Annotated in this window: 20 protein-coding genes; 18 read left to right on the plus strand and 2 right to left on the minus strand. The window is 55.7% G+C overall.

The genetic code is table 11. From position 1 onward, the window contains the following. Positions 1 to 5: 5 nt before the first annotated feature. The 16 genes from SH678x_RS01450 (at position 6) to SH678x_RS01525 (ending at position 12,933) form a co-directional block, all read left to right on the plus strand. Positions 6 to 269, plus strand: coding sequence for a hypothetical protein (locus SH678x_RS01450; protein WP_496921104.1), 264 nt, complete (start codon positions 6 to 8; stop codon positions 267 to 269). Positions 270 to 289: 20 nt separating this feature from the next. Then, positions 290 to 853 carry a ParB N-terminal domain-containing protein gene (locus SH678x_RS01455; RefSeq protein WP_496921105.1) on the plus strand — a complete coding sequence of 188 codons (564 nt, stop codon included), beginning with the start codon at positions 290 to 292 and terminating at the stop codon, positions 851 to 853. 51 nt (positions 854 to 904) lie between these two features. Then, a complete protein-coding gene (locus tag SH678x_RS01460) occupies positions 905 to 2,029 on the plus strand; it encodes a GNAT family N-acetyltransferase (RefSeq protein WP_496921106.1) in 1,125 nt (374 codons plus the stop codon). Then, a complete protein-coding gene (locus tag SH678x_RS01465) occupies positions 2,026 to 2,544 on the plus strand; it encodes a hypothetical protein (protein WP_496921107.1) in 519 nt (172 codons plus the stop codon). The genes SH678x_RS01460 and SH678x_RS01465 overlap by 4 nt, the downstream gene beginning before the upstream one ends. Beyond that, entirely contained in the window at positions 2,544 to 4,166 is a 1,623-nt protein-coding gene (locus SH678x_RS01470; RefSeq protein ID WP_496921108.1) for a phage terminase large subunit family protein, read from the plus strand. The genes SH678x_RS01465 and SH678x_RS01470 overlap by 1 nt, the downstream gene beginning before the upstream one ends. Positions 4,167 to 4,385: 219 nt before the next feature. Further along, complete coding sequence (locus SH678x_RS01475) at positions 4,386 to 5,741, plus strand: phage portal protein (RefSeq protein WP_496921109.1); 1,356 nt, start codon at positions 4,386 to 4,388, stop codon at positions 5,739 to 5,741. A gap of 193 nt (positions 5,742 to 5,934) precedes the next feature. After that, positions 5,935 to 6,840: a pyruvate, water dikinase regulatory protein gene (locus tag SH678x_RS01480; protein WP_496921110.1), complete on the plus strand. Its 906-nt coding sequence runs from the start codon at positions 5,935 to 5,937 to the stop codon at positions 6,838 to 6,840. A 185-nt stretch (positions 6,841 to 7,025) separates the two neighbouring features. Beyond that, a complete protein-coding gene (locus SH678x_RS01485) occupies positions 7,026 to 7,244 on the plus strand; it encodes a hypothetical protein (protein ID WP_496921111.1) in 219 nt (72 codons plus the stop codon). Between the two features lie 293 nt (positions 7,245 to 7,537). Then, complete coding sequence (locus tag SH678x_RS01490) at positions 7,538 to 8,500, plus strand: hypothetical protein (RefSeq protein WP_496921112.1); 963 nt, start codon at positions 7,538 to 7,540, stop codon at positions 8,498 to 8,500. 63 nt (positions 8,501 to 8,563) lie between these two features. Then, positions 8,564 to 9,034, plus strand: a complete 471-nt coding sequence (locus SH678x_RS01495) for a hypothetical protein (protein ID WP_496921113.1) — start codon at positions 8,564 to 8,566, stop codon at positions 9,032 to 9,034. A 100-nt stretch (positions 9,035 to 9,134) separates the two neighbouring features. After that, positions 9,135 to 10,295: a phage major capsid protein gene (locus SH678x_RS01500; protein WP_496921114.1), complete on the plus strand. Its 1,161-nt coding sequence runs from the start codon at positions 9,135 to 9,137 to the stop codon at positions 10,293 to 10,295. A gap of 61 nt (positions 10,296 to 10,356) precedes the next feature. Next, entirely contained in the window at positions 10,357 to 10,842 is a 486-nt protein-coding gene (locus SH678x_RS01505; RefSeq protein ID WP_496921115.1) for a hypothetical protein, read from the plus strand. Between the two features lie 2 nt (positions 10,843 to 10,844). Then, positions 10,845 to 11,645, plus strand: coding sequence for a LamG domain-containing protein (locus SH678x_RS01510; RefSeq protein ID WP_496921116.1), 801 nt, complete (start codon positions 10,845 to 10,847; stop codon positions 11,643 to 11,645). Beyond that, complete coding sequence (locus SH678x_RS01515) at positions 11,645 to 12,043, plus strand: hypothetical protein (RefSeq protein ID WP_496921117.1); 399 nt, start codon at positions 11,645 to 11,647, stop codon at positions 12,041 to 12,043. The genes SH678x_RS01510 and SH678x_RS01515 overlap by 1 nt, the downstream gene beginning before the upstream one ends. Before the next feature lie 57 nt (positions 12,044 to 12,100). Next, positions 12,101 to 12,316: a hypothetical protein gene (locus tag SH678x_RS01520; RefSeq protein ID WP_496921118.1), complete on the plus strand. Its 216-nt coding sequence runs from the start codon at positions 12,101 to 12,103 to the stop codon at positions 12,314 to 12,316. Continuing rightward, positions 12,316 to 12,933, plus strand: coding sequence for a hypothetical protein (locus SH678x_RS01525; RefSeq protein WP_496921119.1), 618 nt, complete (start codon positions 12,316 to 12,318; stop codon positions 12,931 to 12,933). Before SH678x_RS01520 ends, SH678x_RS01525 begins: the two co-directional genes overlap by 1 nt. Positions 12,934 to 12,936: 3 nt before the next feature. On the opposite strand, the gene SH678x_RS01530 is transcribed toward SH678x_RS01525, so the two are convergent. Continuing rightward, positions 12,937 to 13,482, minus strand: coding sequence for a helix-turn-helix domain-containing protein (locus tag SH678x_RS01530; protein WP_496921120.1), 546 nt, complete (start codon positions 13,480 to 13,482; stop codon positions 12,937 to 12,939). 98 nt (positions 13,483 to 13,580) lie between these two features. Here SH678x_RS01530 and SH678x_RS01535 point away from each other — a divergent pair, with 98 nt between their 5' ends. Further along, entirely contained in the window at positions 13,581 to 14,954 is a 1,374-nt protein-coding gene (locus SH678x_RS01535) for a flavin-containing monooxygenase (RefSeq protein ID WP_496921121.1), read from the plus strand. A gap of 92 nt (positions 14,955 to 15,046) precedes the next feature. After that, positions 15,047 to 17,050: a hypothetical protein gene (locus SH678x_RS01540; RefSeq protein ID WP_496921122.1), complete on the plus strand. Its 2,004-nt coding sequence runs from the start codon at positions 15,047 to 15,049 to the stop codon at positions 17,048 to 17,050. Between the two features lie 17 nt (positions 17,051 to 17,067). Here the strand turns inward: SH678x_RS01540 and SH678x_RS01545 are convergent, their stop codons facing one another. Beyond that, complete coding sequence (locus SH678x_RS01545; protein WP_496921123.1) at positions 17,068 to 17,808, minus strand: MBL fold metallo-hydrolase; 741 nt, start codon at positions 17,806 to 17,808, stop codon at positions 17,068 to 17,070. Between the last annotated feature and the right edge of the window lie 89 nt (positions 17,809 to 17,897).

A 17,897-nucleotide genomic window follows, 5' to 3' on the forward strand; every position in this document is an offset into this window, starting at 1 on the left:
GTGCTATGCCTGAAGTGACACAACGACAACTTGGTTGGCCGGCGGCGGCGACGCTCATTGCTGCGATAGTGGGTGCGGCAGCGGCGTCGTTTGCCGTCGATCGCGAAGTGCCAGCGGTTGTCGACGAAGATCGTTTCGCCTCGGGCCGTGAGATCGCGGAGGTGAGGGCGCGACTCACGGCGATCGAGGTTTCGACCCAGCAACTCCGCACCGAATTGCGAAGTGATATCAAGGAGGTGCGTGAGTTGTTGGGGAAATTAGTGAATTAAGTGAGTAAGTGAGTAAGTCCATGCAGATTCGTGATCGAGTGAAGGAACTGCGGCGGGTGCGCGCCGGGGAGTTGGTGCCGCATCCGCGGAATTGGCGCACCCATCCCGACAATCAACGCGATGCGTTGCGGGGAGTGCTTGCGGAAGTGGGCTACGCCGACGCGTTGTTGGTGCGGGAGCTGCCGGACGGTCGGCTGGGTTTGATCGACGGCCACTTACGCGCGGAAACGACGCCCGATGTAGTGGTGCCCGTGTTGGTGCTCGATGTGGATGAGGAAGAAGCGGCGAAGATTTTGCTCACGCACGATCCGCTGGCTGATCTCGCCGAAATCAATGGTGAGCGTCTCAACGAACTGCTGGGCGATTGCGATTTTGAAAGTCCTGGCGTGGTGGCGATGCTCGCGCAGCTTGAAGAAGCGGAGGAAAGAACGAGCGCCGCGTTTGCTGCATCGAGTGATCGCCCAGAAGTTGAAATCCCTGAGGCGTTTCAGGTCGTTGTCGAATGCAAAGATGAAGACGAGCAGCAGGAAGTTTACGAACGGATGCGCGGTGAGGGATACAAGTGTCGGGTGTTGACATTATGAGGAGTTGTGAGTTGCTAGGCGCTGGTTAAGTCTCTGCATTAGGGAGTTGAAGTGACGAAGTTGGAAGTGCAAGTTTCCTGTCCTGTGTTTGATTCGTTTCGCGTGCAGCAGGTGGCGGGGATGTTCGACGTGCCGCTTGCCGAAAAATGCACGGAGCGATTTCGCGTGGAGCTGCCGTCGCTGGCTGAGCATTGGGAAGTGGGGCTGATTGTTGGTCCGTCGGGGAGCGGCAAGAGCACGATCGCGCGGGAATTCTATGGCGCGGAACTTTATACCGAAAGTGATTGGCCAAGCGACAAGGCGGTGATCGATTGCTTTGGTGACATTCCCGTGAGGCAGGTCGTGGAACTCTTCACGGCGGTGGGATTCAGTTCGCCGCCGTCGTGGATCAAGCCGTATCAGGTGCTGAGCTGTGGGGAGAGGTTTCGGTGTGATTTGGCGAAAGCATTAGCGGCGAGTTATGAGTCGCGAGTTGCGAGGAAAGAAAATGAACTCGAAACGCGAAACTCGCAACTCGTTGTCTTTGACGAATACACGAGCGTCGTGGATCGCAACGTGGCGAAGGCGTGCTCCACGGCGATTGCCAAGGGGATTCGTCGCGGCAGCATTCCGTGCCGGTTTATTGCGGTGACGTGCCACTACGACGTGGCGGAGTGGCTCGAAGCGGATTGGGTGCTTGATATGGCGACGGGTCGGCTAGAACGGAGGCGGCTTCGGCGGCCGACGATTCACTTGGAAGTCTATCGCTGCCAAATGGCTGCGTGGGAATTGTTTGCGCGACATCACTATCTGAGTGGTTCGCTCGCGCCCGGGGCCCGGTGTTATTTGGGACTCTGGAACGGCGAGCCGGTGACGTTTTGTGCGACCGTGCCGATCATCACCCGCAAACTTCATCGGCGGTTCACGCGGATCGTGACATTGCCGGATTATCAGGGGATGGGCATCGGTATGAAGGTGGTGGCTGCGGTGGCGGCGCTTCATCGGCGAGAGGGATTTCGGATCAACGTCACGAGCAGTCATCCGGCGTTGATTCGACACTGTAAACATTCGCCGCTGTGGAAGACGGTGAACGTCAAGAAAACAGGTTCCAGTTCGCGCGGCGTGAGTCAGTTTCAGCAGTACCGTAGTTCGACGGGGCGGGCGGTGGTGTCGTTTGAGTTTGTGGGGGAATCATGAGCGACGAGAACCTGAAGGATCAGCAGGAAACCGTGCGTACGATGCTTGCGATGGGTTGTGACCGCGAGATGGCGGCGAAGGCCGTGGGGTGGACGGTTAAGCGATTGCGGCAGGTGCTGAAAAGCGACCCCGAGTTTGAGCAAGTCTTGCTGCGCGCCGAAGGGCAAGCGGAGTTTCTGAGAATGAAACTGCTCCACGCGGCCAGTAAAGATGAAAAGAACTGGAGGGCTGCGACGTGGTGGCTCGAACGGCGAGCGCAGAAACGATACTCACGTCGCACGGCCAAAGGTTTAACGACGGCGGAGATTCAGGAGCTCATCGACGAGTTGGTGGAGATCGTGTTTCGTGAAGTCACTCGCGAGGACGACCGTGAACGATTGGTAACAAGCCTGGCGGCGCTGGCGATTACGTTGGAACAAGAAGCGGGGGGCGTGCTGCCGAGATCGGTGCTCGCTCTCGCGGAACCGGAACCTAAAGATATGGCAGGATCTGAAAGTAAGGAAGACGCACAGTGATGTACAAAGGGAGTGGCTACTTTTTCGCGAGTGCTCATCGCTGGATTTCGAGATTGGCGATGGTGGTGGTGTGGCTTTCGCAGGCCCTGAAGATTCACGGGCGACAAAAGAAATTAGCAACCAATCATCAGCAACTGAGCACGCTGGAGTGGGGACAGCGGTATTTGCCCAATCATTTCTGCAAAGCTCCCTCACAGATGCACGAGTGGTTGGGTGATCAACTCGACGAAATGCATTTACGACGGGGAACAAAATTGAATGTTATGGGGCCGCGCGGCGGGGCGAAGTCGACCATCGGCACGCTCTGCTACGTGTTGCGGGCAGCGCTCGAAGGGTGGGAAGAATATATTTGGATCATTTCAGATACGAAAACACAAGCTCAGGCTCACTTGGAGAACATCAAGGCCGAACTGGAATCGAACGAAGTGCTCCAAGAGCATTACCCTCACGTGCGTTGTCGAACTCACGCTGGGAATCGGATCAAGCTTACCAACGGTACGGTGATTGAATCATTCGGCACGGGGCAAAAGTTGCGCGGTCGCCGGGAAAGGGCTGCCCGGCCGTCGCTCATTGTGTGCGACGATTTGCAGAATGACGGACACATGCAATCGGCTCGCCAACGAGAAAGCAGCCGGTCGTGGTTTCATGGCACGTTGCTGAAGGCCGGCAACAAGAATACCAACGTGATCAATCTGGCGACGGCCTTGCACCGCCAGGCGTTGGCGATGCAATTGCATGACCAGTCAGCAGGTTGGATCACGCGGAAGTTTGCGGCCATCGAGGATTGGCCGGCCAATATGGACCTCTGGCAAGAGTGGGAAGATCTTTACTGTGATCCGCAGAACCCCGGAGCGGCACAGAATGCGCTTATCTTCTTCGAGCAGAATCGCGCGGCAATGGAACTTGGTGCGGTCCTTTTGTGGCCGGCGGAAGAGGATCTATACACGCTGATGAAAATGCGGGCCGAGAGTGGCCGTACGGCGTTTGAACGCGAGAAGCAGAATTCGCCGGTTGATCCGGAGAAGTGCGAATGGCCCGCCGAGTATTTTGGTGACGAAATTTGGTTTGACTACTGGCCACAGGATTTGCAATTCACGACGATCGCGCTCGATCCGAGCAAAGGCCGGGAGTCGCGGCATGGCGATTACTCGGCGTTTGCGGTGCTGGGCGTCGACCGCACGGGAATTCTTTACGTGGCGGCGGATCTGGCACGGCGGGACACGCAGCGGATCGTGAGCGATGGTGTGGCATTATGCAAGAAGTATCAGGCTCAGGCCTTTGGTGTCGAGGCGAATCAGTTTCAGGAGTTGTTGGCTGACCAATTTGTGGCGGCGTTCGCGCGGCAAGGCATTTTCTGGTGCGTGCCGAGTGCGATTCACAACTTTGCCAACAAGCGAATGCGGATTCGCCGGCTAGGACCCTATTTATCGCAGCGGCGTTTGCGATTCTTACGCGGCAACGCGTCGACGAAGTTGCTGGTCAATCAACTGCAAGATTTTCCATTGGGCTCGCACGACGACGGGCCGGATGCGCTGGAGATGGCGTTGCGGTTGGCGGAGGAAGTGTTTCGAGGTGGGACGAGGGATGATGGTTTGGGGATGAGATTGATTGTGGGTGAGTAAAAGTTAACGAATGTCATTCCGAGGGAGCCTAGGCAGTACAAGGTCATTCTGAGGGGAGCCATAAACTCCCGCAGGGAAAACATGGCGACCCGAAGAATCTGGCTTGCCTACTCAAACAGGCTCTAGACGTTTTAGATGTGGCCGGCAAGATTCTTCGGTCGCTCAGGCTCTCTCAGAATGACAAGTCAGCTACTGGTTTGCAAAGAAGGAAAGAAAAACATGAACTTAGAAGCAGAGCGTTGGGAATCACGGTTGTCGGAGGCGTTTGATGCCTTGTGGGATTTGTTTGTCGATCCGCGTGAAGCGTACCTCGATGACACGGGGCAGATGTGGAACATGTTGTCGGTCGGAGGGCAGGGGAGTCCTCGGTTGAGCGTGCCGTTTGCCACGGAGCAGGAGTTGGCTGAAGTTCGCAATCAGGTGCGACATCTGGTAAATACGAACGAGTTTGCGATCAACGGCATTGAAAACCGCGTAAGCTATTTGGTCGGAACGGGGCACGTCTATCGGGCCTGCGTGCGGAAAGGGATCGACGCTCCCGCGGAATTGGAAGCGGAAGTGCAGGCCGTCATTGATGAGTTTTTGCTCGTGAATCGTTGGCAGGCACGGCAGCAGGAGATCGTGCGGCGGTTGGATCGCGATGGCGAAGTCTTCTTGAGATTGTTTATCGATGCCGACGGCGTGACACGCACGCGATTCGTGGAACCGGATCAAGTGACCACGCCGCGCGAGGTCGCTAATGTGCCTGAGGCGAGCTTTGGCATTCACACCGAGAAGCACGACGTGGAATCGGTGCTTGGGTACTACATCGACGGTGAGCCGGTGAACGCCGCGGAGATTCAACATCGTAAGGCGAATGTTGATGCCAACGTGAAGCGTGGGTTGCCGTTGTATTTTCCAGTGCGGAAGAATCTGCGGCGGATCGAAAAGTTGCTGCGTAACATGAGTGTCGTCGCGGAGATTCAATCGGCCATCGCGTTGATTCGCAAACATCGCGGGGCATCGAGATCGGGCGTGGAGCAATTTGTCGCCGACCAAAGTCAGACGTCGACGATTGGCGGTCGCACGCGGTATCTCTCGCAGTATGCTCCAGGGACGATTCTCGATGCACCGGCGGGGATGGATTACGATTTTCCCGCGTCGGGGATCGATGCGAGCAATTTCGTGGCCGTGTTGCAGGCAGAGTTGCGGGCAGTGGCCGCGCGGCTGGTGATGCCGGAGTTTATGTTTACGTCGGATGCATCGAACTCGAATTACGCTTCGACATTGGTAGCCGAAGGTCCGGCGGTGAAGATGTTCGAGCGATTGCAGGGAAATCTCAAGAACGAAGACCGCGAACTCTTGTGGCGGGTGATTGCCCATGCCGTCGATGCGGGGCGGTTGCCCCTGGAAGTTCATAAGTGGGTCGATATCCAAATCACGCCGCCGAGTTTGGAAGTGAGGAACACATTACAGCAGGCCCAGGTGGAGAAGATCGCGTATGAGAAAGGGATTCTCTCGCCGCAAACGTGGAGCTTGAAGTTGGGATTGGATTACGACCAGGAGCAGAAGAATTTGGTGATGCACAGGGGGTGAGAAGAAAGGTGGAAGGGGGAAGGCGGAAGGAGGATAGTCGGCGGATGGGAATAGGCCACGGATGAACACGGATTCGGCGGATTAACGCAGATTAGAATTCACTGTTTCGAAATCAAATCCGTGAGAATCCGTTCAATCCGCGTTTGTCTGCGGTCTATTCTTCAATAGCGAAGTCAAGCAGGGATTGGTGTACTTGTTTCGCTGGAATCGTTACAACAACAGCATGGCCAAAAAACAGACCTCTCAGAAGAACGTTAAGGACACGGCGAGCCGTTCCGATCAATCCGAAGAAGTGCGCGAGAAGTACACGATGCACTTAATCTCGGGCTCGACGGGAGATTTGCTGTTTCGCATGGCAACGATGGCCGCGACACAATTTTCCAACATCGAGTTCGAGATCGTGCCGCATCCGTTGGCCACTACGCCGGAGCAGATCGAGCAGATTCTGCAAGGGATCAGTGGTTCGCAGGTGATGGTGATCCATGGCCTGGCCGATGCAGGCAGCAAGCAGTTGGTCCGCTCTTACTGCGTACGCCAGCGGCTGCCTCATTTTGATCTGACGGGGCCACTGTTTGATTTCCTGGCAGACTGCGTGGGGCAGTTTTCGAACAACGATCTGACGCGACTACACAGCATGGACGCAGCTTATCAGCGGCGGATCGAAGCGATGGAATTCGCGATGGAACACGACGACAATCTGGGTCTCTCGACGCTGAGTAAGGCAGATATCGTGCTCGTGGGATTGAGCCGCGTGAGTAAAAGCCCGACGATGTTGTATTTGGGATCGCGTGGTTACAAAGTGGCGAACGTGGCAATTTCGCCGGCGACGGGATTCCCCGCCGAGCTAACCAGAATTCCCAAGAAGAAGATCGTCGCTTTGACGATGCAGCCCAAGCGATTGCATGAAATTCGTGTCGAGCGAATGAAGGAAGCCGGCGCGCCGGGAACCGAGTACGACGATCTGAAAAGTGTGATTCGCGAGGTGTTGGACTTCGAGACGGAATGCCAGCGCCGGCGTTATCCTCTCATCGACGCGACGAACGCGACCATCGAGCAGACCGCCGCACAGGTCCTCATGAAGTTGAAATTGATTGTGTAAATCAGCCGCAGAGAAAATAAGCCACAGATGAACACGGAAGAAACACGGATTTTCGAACCGCTGATAGACGCTAATTGGCACTAATAAATAATTAGAGGTAACTGGCGTTCACAAATCCTGCGATCTCTGCGCCTCTGCGTGAAGATAAGGGAATTAAGAAAATTCGAAGTGGCCAAAAATCGTTAATGAAATGGCCACCGGGTTGTGGTATGTTCACACGCATGATGAGAGCAAATACCACGAGTGCGAAGGTCGACAAACGGCAGGTCGCACAAGCCGAGTTTCAGAAGGTGATTGAGAACGCCTGCGTGGCGGGGTTTCATGGCTCGGCGAGTGTGACGATCACGGTGCAGGATGGACATATTCAATACACGAAGGTGGCGGTGGAGAGAATGGTGAGGTAAGAAAAGCGATTAGCCGTTAGCTTTTAGCTGTTAGCCAGAGTAATTGTTTGGCTAAAAACTAAGAGCTAATAGCTGACAGCTATTTTGGGTATTAACTGAGCCGGCAGAAATGCTGGTATCACACTTAAGCCCCGGTTGAGACATGTGTCTCGGCCGGGGCTTTTTTTGTGGACTTACAGGAATGTGTCGGCCGGAACGAGTGTAGCGAGTTCCGGCAGGAAACTTTTTTACGGATTCATTGCCGGAACTGCGCACGGCTTGTTCCGGCCTACGGTCAGAAAGAAAGCGAGAAAATGGAAACAGAACAAAACGAGCAAATCCAGGAATATGCCGACTCGCGGGGGGTGTCGTTGCGGATTGATCGCGAGGAGGGAGTGCTGTGGGGGGTGAAGTTGATTGGGCTTCATTCCCGCAACGGTCGGCGGTATCGCGAAGCGGCGTTGGTGCAGGCGTCGACGTTGTATGAAGACGCCAAAGTCAATGTGAATCATCCCAAAGACGGGCCGCTTGCTCCGCGGGATTATCAAGACCGCATCGGTGTGATTCGGGACGTGGAATTTCGCGCGGGGGAAGGATTGTTCGGCAATTTGCATTTCAATCCCAAGCACGCACTTGCCGAGCAACTGGCTTGGGATGCCGAGCACAATCCGCGGAACGTGGGCTTTTCGCACAACGTGCAAGCCAAGTTGAGCCGCACGGAGGAAGGAACGTTTGTGGAGGAAATCACGCGCGTGCAGAGCGTCGATTTGGTGGCCGATCCGGCTGCGACGGAAGGGTTATTCGAGCAGGTTGAGCAGCCACTAGGCTGTTGGGACGCGCTGACGCTGGAAAATCTACAGCTTCATCGGCCGGACTTGCTCGCGGAAATCGAAGCATCAAGTAATTCGCAATTGAAAACGCTGCATGAAGAAACGTCCGCGCGGATTGCCGTGCTGGAGCGTGGGCAGCGAATCAGTGAATTGCTTGTCAAGCATGGCTTGCCCGTGCCGGCTCGTTTGGGTGTTGCCAGTGGTAAAGGCGAGGGGATCGTCAACGCGGCGTTTATTGAAACGCTACTTGCGCTCGGCGACGAGCACGAGGTGGAACGACGGATCGTGGAACGGGCGGAACTGGTGCGCAAGGCTTCGAGTTGGCACGACGCGTGGTGGCGGACGTCGGGACCCCGTTCGCGCGATCAGCTGGCCGTGCGTGAATCACGCGCAGCGAGTGAAAGCACGTCGGTGGATTTCGCGCGGGCGTTGAAGGTGGGTAAGTAACTGGTCAGGCCGTCGACTTCCGTCGGCGGCTATTACACATGTTTGTTTGATTGGAGGCAATTGATGTCGAATGTTATGCGATGGCGGTATGGCGAAACGAATCCTGTGATGATGCCGGTGGATGCGGACATCCCGATCGAGATTGGCGATCTCGTGTATTTGGAAACCGATGACGTGCGTCCCGCGGGTGTACTTGAAGCAGAGGAAACTTTGGCGGCGACACAGGAATCGTTTCACGACAAGTTCGTGGGGGTCGCGATGCAGTGCTCGCCGGTGGGGGTGTCGGATCCGATTCGCGTGGCGACGACTGGAGTGTTTGAATTCGATTGTGCCGCGGCGACTTTCGACGTGGGCGACTTCCTGGGTGGCAACGATGCGGGCGGGGGCGAGCTCGACAATCAGTTGGTTGATGAGGTGGCGACTCCGAATCTGGCAATTGGTCGGTGTGTGAAGCGCGTATCGCCGGCGCGAGCCAAAGTGCTGGTGGACGTGGTGAGCACGTTGGTGAAGGGGGGGCCGCAAGCCGCGGCATAGGGGGATGGCGAGCCGGGAGCGTGAGCGACCGGAGAAACGCTAGGCACTCACGCTTATGGCTCGCCAAGACTTACGGAACATTTTTACCAAGGAGACATTCGTGTCATTGAATTATCGAGAACTGAAACGACGTTATGAATTGGATGGTGCGGAGCGGACCGTCGCGCACCTGTCGGAGGCCTTAGAGAAAAAGCATTTGGCTCCCGAGGATTTTTCGATCCGTGATTTGGCGGAGGCGCTCGTGCCAGATGGTCGACAGTGGGTTCGCTTGTTGGACCCGCGCTCGAGTGGGCAGGTGAGTGTGACGGAATCGATGGAAGGGGTCGACGTCACCGCGTTTCTCAACGTCGCGGGGCAAGTGGTGCATGCCAAGATTCTGGATGCCTACACGCAAGAAGCGTTTGTCGTGTCGAAGCTGGTGCAGACCATTCCGACGCGGCTTGATGGCGAGAAGATTCCAGGCGTGGGGCGGTTGAAGGAGAACATTGACGAAGTTCCGCCGGGGATGCCTTATCCGCATCTCGGATTCGGTGAAGACTTCATCGAAACACCTAATACGGCGAAGCGTGGTTTCATTGTGCCGGTGACGAAAGAAGCAATTTTCTTCGATCGCACTCATTTGATTTTGAGCCGTGCCGCGGAAGTGGGTGAGATCCTCGGCCTGAACAAGGAAAAGCGGTTGCTCGACGTCGTGATCGGCGAGACGAACAACTACAAGGCCAACGGCACGAGTTACGACACTTATTACGCCAACGGGCCGTGGGTGAACTCATTGGGTGGCATCGCGCTCGTGGATTGGACGAACGTCGACGCGGCGGAGCAGTTGTTCGCCGACATGCTCGATCCTAATACGGGTGAGCCGGTACTCGTGCGAGGGACGACCGTGCTGGTGATGCCGGCGTACCGTCACGCGGCGCACCGAGTGTTCAATGCCGTCGAGATCAACTACGGCGCGAGTGGCGCGGCCACGCAAACCACGGCGGCCAATCCGCTGGGCAATTACAAGGTCGTGGAAAGCCGATTGGCTTATCGCCGGGTCATCGCCGCTGGGGTCGCGGCCGTCGAAGCGAAGAAATGGTGGTTTGTGGGCGACTTCAGGAAGGCGTTTGCTTACATGGAGAACTGGCCGATCACGGTGACGCAAGCGCCGATCAACAGCGAGGCGGATTTCAATAACGACATCCTGCTGCGGTTCAAGGCGAGCGAACGAGGCGCAGCGGCGGTGATCAATCCGCGGTTCGTGGTGAAGTGTACGGGGTAAGTGTGAACGGTTAAGGGAGGCACGCCCAGGGGTTGCAACCCCTGGGCGTTGGAGATTCAAGATGGCAACAGGTGACACGATTTTGGTTTTTGATCCTTTGGCGAATCATCCGCCGACGGCGAATTTTGCCACGCTCGATTTGCGGGGAGAGTTCGTCGTGCTCGATTTCGATGCGAGTGCGAATGAGTCCGCACAATTTCAGGCGGTTGTGCCGAGCCACTACAAAGGGGGCGAGCTTCATGTTGTTGTGACGGGAACATCAACATCAGCTACCAGCGGGAACGTGAAGCTGCGCGTGGAGCTGACGCCAATTGCCGCTGGAATTAACCTCGATTCTCTGCCTGCGGCGAGCGTTAGTGGTGATCTCGTTGTGGCATGTCCCGCGACGAGTGGAGTGTTGGTGGAAAGCGAATTTGATGCGCTGAGCGTCGCGGATTTAGAGGCAGGTGAAATTTTGCGTGTGCAAATCACTCGCTTGGCCTCGGACGGGGCCGACACGATGGCTGGCGATTGGGAATTGGTAGGCGTCGCGGTTAAGGAGGTATAGCCGTGGGACTGGGTGTGAATCTGACAAGCCTCATTGATTTAGGGGCCGTGGGTATTACGGGTTATCCGTTTACGCTGGCGGGATGGTTTCGCGTGCCGAACGTGAACAGCTTGCTGACGTTGATGGGGATTGGCAATTCAACGACGGGATCCTACCACCGTCTTGTTTACGCGGGTCATGCCAGTAATGTGGTCGGGGCGGCTAGTTTTATCACATCAAGCACGACGGCCTTGTCGAGCGCAGTAATGCCGACGGGCGAGTGGCATCATGTGGCAGGGGTGTTTGAAGCGTCCAACTTGCGGCGGGTTTATCTCGATGGCGGTCATGTGGGGACGAGCTCACAGAATCGCGTGTTTGACGGGGCCAATCAATATACCTTGGGCAATCTGGGAACCGATGCCGTGGATGTGGCCGAGGCGGCCATTTTCAAAACTGCGCTATCTGCAGGGCAAGTGGGACAGCTGGCTTTGGGTTTCTCGCCGTTATGTTTGCCGGTGAGTTTTCAATTAGCGGTGTATCAATGTTGTGCGCGTCAATTGAATTGGCCCGCGCGGGGACCAGTTGCAACCGCGAGTGTGGCACCGACTGCGGTGGATCATCCCCGGATTTTTTGTCGACAAAACTTTGGTGCGCGAACAATGCCGTTTCGTCGCTGGGCGCCGTTTCAGTTGGCGCGGGGAGAGTTGCGCGGAATGAATTTGGCAGATGGCCAACCTGGCCAAGCAAGCCAACCTGGACAAGCAGAAAGTCAGATCGCGGGGGCGGGTGTGAACATTGGGGAGCTGTGGGGAGAAGAAAGCTAATGGGAATCGCCAAGGATATTCAAGGAACGGTTTTTCGACACGGGACGGCCGTGTTGATGGCACGCGTGGTCGATGGCCAAGCCGAGCCGATCAACCAAGCCTCGGTGGCCAGTGCGAACTACACGATCTTCGCGTTGGCAACGGATCAGCCAGAAAGTCTGATTGCGGTCGAAGGGCATGACGAGGTCACGCTCGACGTCGAGGCGATCATCTTTGATTCGCTGCAAACTGGCGGTGGCTGGACGGCGGACGAGGTGGGTTACAACTTTCGGCACGAGTTGGATGTTTCGGAGGCGGAGGCATTCACCGAAGCGGGTCGGCGGTATCAGGTGCGTTACGAGTTGCTGCCCGTCTCGGGGCAGAAGATTGTGTTTCGGTTTTTGTTGAAGTGCATTTAGAAGCAGTCCCCCTCCCTTGCGGGAGCGGCTAGGGGAGGGAGTAGAGGAAATAAAAATATGCCAACGGATATTGAACAGATTGAAACGATTCGCGCGAACACGTTCGCGCAGCTCGTGGAATTGCGGGAAAGTCCAAAGCCGAGTTACACGATCGATGGCCAGCATGTGTCGTGGACCGAATACGTGCGGGCGTTGCAAGAGACGATTGAATGGTGCGATTTGAAGCTGGCTGGTTATCGACCGTTTGAATGCCGTTCGCAGGGGATGACCTAATGGATATTGCCACGGATTTTGCACAGATTGTGGACGGCCTGGAAGAAGTGACCCTGCGGCGGCGCGATTCCAACGCGACCGTGTCGGTGCTGACAGCGCGACGGCAGCAAATGCGTACGCGCGAAGCTGAACCTTCAAGCGGTATGGTCGTCGAGGCCAATGCGGAATGGCATTTGGTACTAGCCGAAGATGCTTCCCCGCAAGTGGGTGACGTGGTGCTGGACGGCGCCGATCATCGTTGGACGATTCTTGAAGTCGAAGAATTGCCGCTGCTGGGGCGTTGGAAATGCGCGACGCGCGAATTGCGGATTGCTTATGGGTGTGGTGAGCGAGTTGACGTCGAGCGGGCCGTGTGGAGTGACGGCGAGACGCCGGAGATTGTCGGTTACACGTATGTGGCGACCGCGCTACCCGTGCGAATTCAGCCCGTGGAAGTGAGCGTCGACGATGAGCAAGCTGGGCGAGCGACGTTTCGGATTATTCTGGGAGAGTCGCTGGTGCTCGAACCACACGACCGTTTTGTCGCGGGTGATGGGACGATTTATGTGTTGCAATCGTATCAGCAAGCGGAGCGGATTGATGTGTTGCCGGTGGTAGTGGTGAGGCGGGTGGAATAAAAATTAGGCATTATTGGTTTTCGAATTAACATTCGTGACTCTCCGATAGAGCAGGCCGATCATTTCGCGCAGGATTTCGGCTTCGCTGGTTTCGAGGATCACCGAGACTTGGTAGAGCAATTCGCGGCGGGCGTTCATGGCCGTGGCGGTTGCGATCGCCCCGGCTGCGGTGAGCTCGCCGCCGACGGCCACGCGGCTGTAAAGCTCGTTGAATTCGGCTTCGGTCCAATCCTCAAAAAGCTCGGGGTGATTGCGAATCGCCTCGGTGACTTGCTGGTTGGTGGCTCGATCAAATTCGGGATGTTCCGAGAAGAAGGCGTCGTGAAACAGCTCGTCGCTATCGATGCCCAAGCCTTCGGCCAGCTTGTGCAGCGTGCGGGCGTGGGGGGAGGTTTCGCCGCGTAAGATGCTCCGCAACGTGCGTTCGTCGACCCCCGTGGCGTCGACGACCCCTTGCATGGTCATGTTGAACCGGGCCATGAGCCGACGAATGTTGGCCCCGGGGAGGGTGCGCAGGTCTTTCCGGGATTGGGAGGACGTGGCCGACATGTAAACTTATGTACAGTATTCGGGGCGGGGTGTCAAGAGATCGGATGTGGGACACGACCGGCTAACCGGGGGCGGGTTGTTGAGACATAATAGACAGCATGACCACCGACACTTCAGACCGTTATTGCATAATTGGCGCGGGGACTTCCGGCTTGGCCGTGGTTAAGAATTTCTTGGATCACGGGATTCCGTTCGATTGCCTAGAGCGGGAAGACGCGATCGGCGGGAATTGGTGCTACGGCAAGCCGGCGAGCAGTATCTATCAATCGACGCACTTGATTTCGTCGAAGCGGCTCACCGAGTACAGCGACTTCCCCATGCCGGAGGATTATCCGGAGTATCCCAACCACGAGTTGGTGTTTCGCTACTTGCGGAGCTATGCCGAGCATTTTGGATTGCTCGGGCATATTCAATTCAACACGGCGGTGGAGTGGGTGGAGCCTTTTACAAATAGCCGCGATTTAACAAATCGCAGGGACCAGCGACTCGTTGAGTCGCGGCTAGTGAGCGATCACTCAGGATTTCGCGTTCGTCTCGCCAATGGTGAGGAGCGTGTTTATCGCGGGCTCGTCATCGCCAACGGGCACAATTGGGATCCGCAGTTCCCCGATTTTCCTGGTGAGTTCACGGGCCAGGTGTTTCATTCGAGCGAATATAAAACGCCCGACGTACTTGTTGGCAAACGGGTGTTGGTCGTGGGGGGTGGCAACTCGGGTTGTGACTTGGCGGTGGAGGCCGCGACTTATGCCAGCCGTGCGATGCAGAGTTGGCGGCGGGGGTATCCGATTCTTCCCAAGTTCTTCAAAGGCAAACCGATCGACGAATGCGGCGAACGGTTGCTCCGCTGGCGATTGCCCCTGTGGGCACGGCGAGTGGCCTCGAAGTTGATCATCCGCTGGGTGATTGGCCCGCCGGAACTTTCGGGACTGCCGCGTCCCGATCACAAGCTGTTTGAGAGCCATCCGATCATCAACTCACGAATCCATGACCGCGTTGGGCATGGCGATCTTACGATCAAACCGAACATCGCGCGGCTTGATGGGCGATGCGTCCATTTTGTCGACGGCACGAGCGAAGAATTCGATGTGATTATCTACGCCACGGGATTCAAGCTTTCATTTCCGTTTATCGACACTGAGCAATTGCATTGGCGCGACGGCAAGCCGGATTTGTATCTCAACATCTTTCATCCCGAACGGGACGATCTGTTTTGCATCGGTTTGATTCAGCCCGACAGCGGGCAGTGGGGAATCGTCGACGATCAATCGAAGTTGGTGGCACGGTACTTAAAGGGCTTGCAAGAGAGGTCGTCACACACGCTGGGGTTTAAGCAGCTTAAGGATCGCAACGATCAAGCCTGGCGTGGCGGGCGGACGTATGTGGATTCACCGCGGCATCGGTTGGAGGTGGAGCATTTTAGCTATCGGAATGAGCTGCAGAGAAGGGCGCGGGGGATGCAAAAAAACACCTAAATAGCACTCGTTAAGTGACAGTTCCCGGCGTCTGGGTTAAACTAAATTTCTCGTTGGGATCTTTTCTTACCTTATCGCAGGTTGATGCTCGCATGAATGCACGCGTTGTTTTGCTGCTCGCGATGAGTCTTGTTGTCCATAATCGGCTTTTCGCCGCACCGACGTATTCGATTCGATCCTTGGGACTGACGGATGCGATTCACACTTTTAACGGCGAGAGTCATGGATACGCCGAGTTGATCAACGACGATGGTTACGTTGCGGGGACATCGAGCCGTTACGTGAATGGCGAGAGCGCTGGCAGTAGTGCGTGGTTGTTCGATGGCACACAGACGTTCGACATCAGTCCCGTGGGTCCAGAGTACCTTGGCACGGGCGGGCTTAAGGACATCTATCCAGTTGACTTGAATTCCCAAGGATCGGTCGTGGGCATTGCAACGCTTTGGCCAGGGGAGGAAGAGACTGGCCTTGCCACTTGGCTTTATGATGGTGCGTCGACCCGCGATATCGGTCTCACAGATGCTGAACACATACGGAGTGATGGATTTCGATACAGCGAACTTGATCCCAGTGGGGTCGTCTATCCTGGCATGAGAGATTTTGTCAACTCCTCGAATCAAGTCACTGGTAGCTCAAGTCGTTACAACGGCAGCCAGTACATAGGACGCAGTGCCTGGGTTTTTGATGGTACAACGACCCAAAAAATTGGCTATATCGATACGGATCACACACGCGCCGATGGATATCGCGATAGTGCGGCACTGAATATCAATGATGCTGGGCAGGTGATCGGCTGGTCTCGGCAGTATATTCCGAGTTTAACAACTGTTGGGCAAACGAGTTGGTTTTATGAGAACGGCAACTTGATTCAGCTTGGTTTAACTGGCGCCGAGCATACGGGAACCTCGGGGCTTCGCTTCACATGGGCAACGAAGATCAATTCAACTGGCCATGTGATTGGCGCCAGTCAAAGGTATCAAGGGACAACGAGCGTCGGCCAAAGTGCTTGGATATACCACAATGGCACGACAACACAGTTCGGATTGTATGATTCCGAGCATACTTCGAGTTCGGGAGTTTCGGGCAGTGCGGTTCTGGATCTCAATGAGTCTGGTCAGGCTGTCGGCTATGCGGCGCGTTGGAATGGAGGTTCTATTCATTTGGGTGTGACTGCTTGGGTTTACGATGGTATAGAAGCAACAAGGATAGGTTTGATCGACTCGCAACATACAAATAACGCGGGGAAGCGTGAAAGCTTTCCCGCCAAGATCAGTGAATTCGGCCATGTCATCGGTAATTCAGTCCAATATGCACCTACAGGCAACGATCATGACAACGGGTATAGTGCCTGGTATTTTGATGGAAACATGACAAAGCGAATCGGCCTCTATGGTGCTGAATACATTGGACCAGCCGGACAAGAAGTCAGTGTCGCGCGATTGATTAATATTGCAGGACAAGCCACAGGCTCTTCAACACGATTCTTAGATGCCGAAAACTTTGCCCAAGACGCATGGTTTTATGACGCGGCGCTCGATCAAACATTTCCATTGAGGCTCTCAATGCGGAGCGATGGTTTTTCTTATAGTACTGTTCATCATCTCAGCGACGACGGCTACGCGCTTGGGTACTATCAGGCGTTTGACGAACTTGACAACGATTTAGGATATAAGCCGTTCTACTTTAGTGTTGAGGATGGATTGCACGATCTGGGTGAACTCGTTGAAAGTGGTCTTGCAGCTAACCGATGGCAGCAACTTTTCCAGGCTTCTTTTGCAAACTCGGCCGGACAGATCGTGGGTTACGGCGATCTGGCGGGTGGAGTTGTGAGTTCAACACCTTTGCTGCTAACTCCCATAACAGCTGATTTCAACAACGATGGCAACATCAATGGTCGGGACTTTCTTGCCTGGCAGCGTGGTGAATCACCTAACCCTTTTAGCGCTGAAGATTTGGCGATCTGGCAATCGCAGTACGGTAATAACAATGCTTTGAGTGCGAATGTCGCTGTGCCGGAACCTAATGCGGCCGTATTAAGCGTTTTTGGGTTACTCTTCGCAGCATTGGTCAAGCAAGGCAGACCGGCGATTCGTTGAATCGCGGCTAGCCGACTTCAAAACTCCACCACCATGCCATCGGTGCCGATTGATGTTTTGGGGAAGATTTTTCTTGCTGCGGCGAGGTCGTAGCATTCGTCTTCGTCGTAAACCGGATTAATGTGTACGAGCACTAGCTTCTTCACTTCGGCGGCGGCGGCGAGTTCTACCACGGGCATCAGGCAGCTATGGCCGGTGAGTTCGGCTTGCTCGGGTTGATCGTCGCAGAAGAAGCATTCGTGGATCAAGAGATCAACACCGCGGATGTGCTTAATGTAATCAGCGTTCTTGGCGGCCACGGTGTCGGTGACATACGCCAGCGAGCGGTCGGGCCAATCGATGCGAAAACCGACCGATCCGCCGGGATGCTTTAACGGAAAATGCGTGAGGACTGCGCCGTCAGCAAGTTTTATTTTGCCCGCGAGTGGCTGCATTTCGAACGGAGGATCGACCGGAAACAGTTCTTCGTGGAACAGATGCTTGCGGATGGCTTGCAGCTTGTCGGCTTCTCCGTGGACGGTCACGCGCTTGAGCGGCCCGGCGGGGATAATGTCGAACATGAACGTCAGGCCAAAGCAGTGATCTAAGTGGGTGTGCGAGAGGAACACGTCGAGCGTGTCGGTTTGCACGTGATCGGCGACGCGAAACATGGCCGTGCCGGCATCGAACACCACGCCCAATTCGGGCAGCATCAGGCAAGCGGTCTGCCTTCGATCGTTGGGGTGATAGCCGCTTGTGCCCAGCAAAACCAGTTTCATAAAGATCTCTGCAAGTAGCCGCGATTCAATAAATCGCAGATTCCCGGCGATTCGTTGAATCGCGGCTAGGGATGTTTTATTGTACCGAC

It is taken from the genome of Bythopirellula superficialaquae (genome assembly GCF_059632245.1).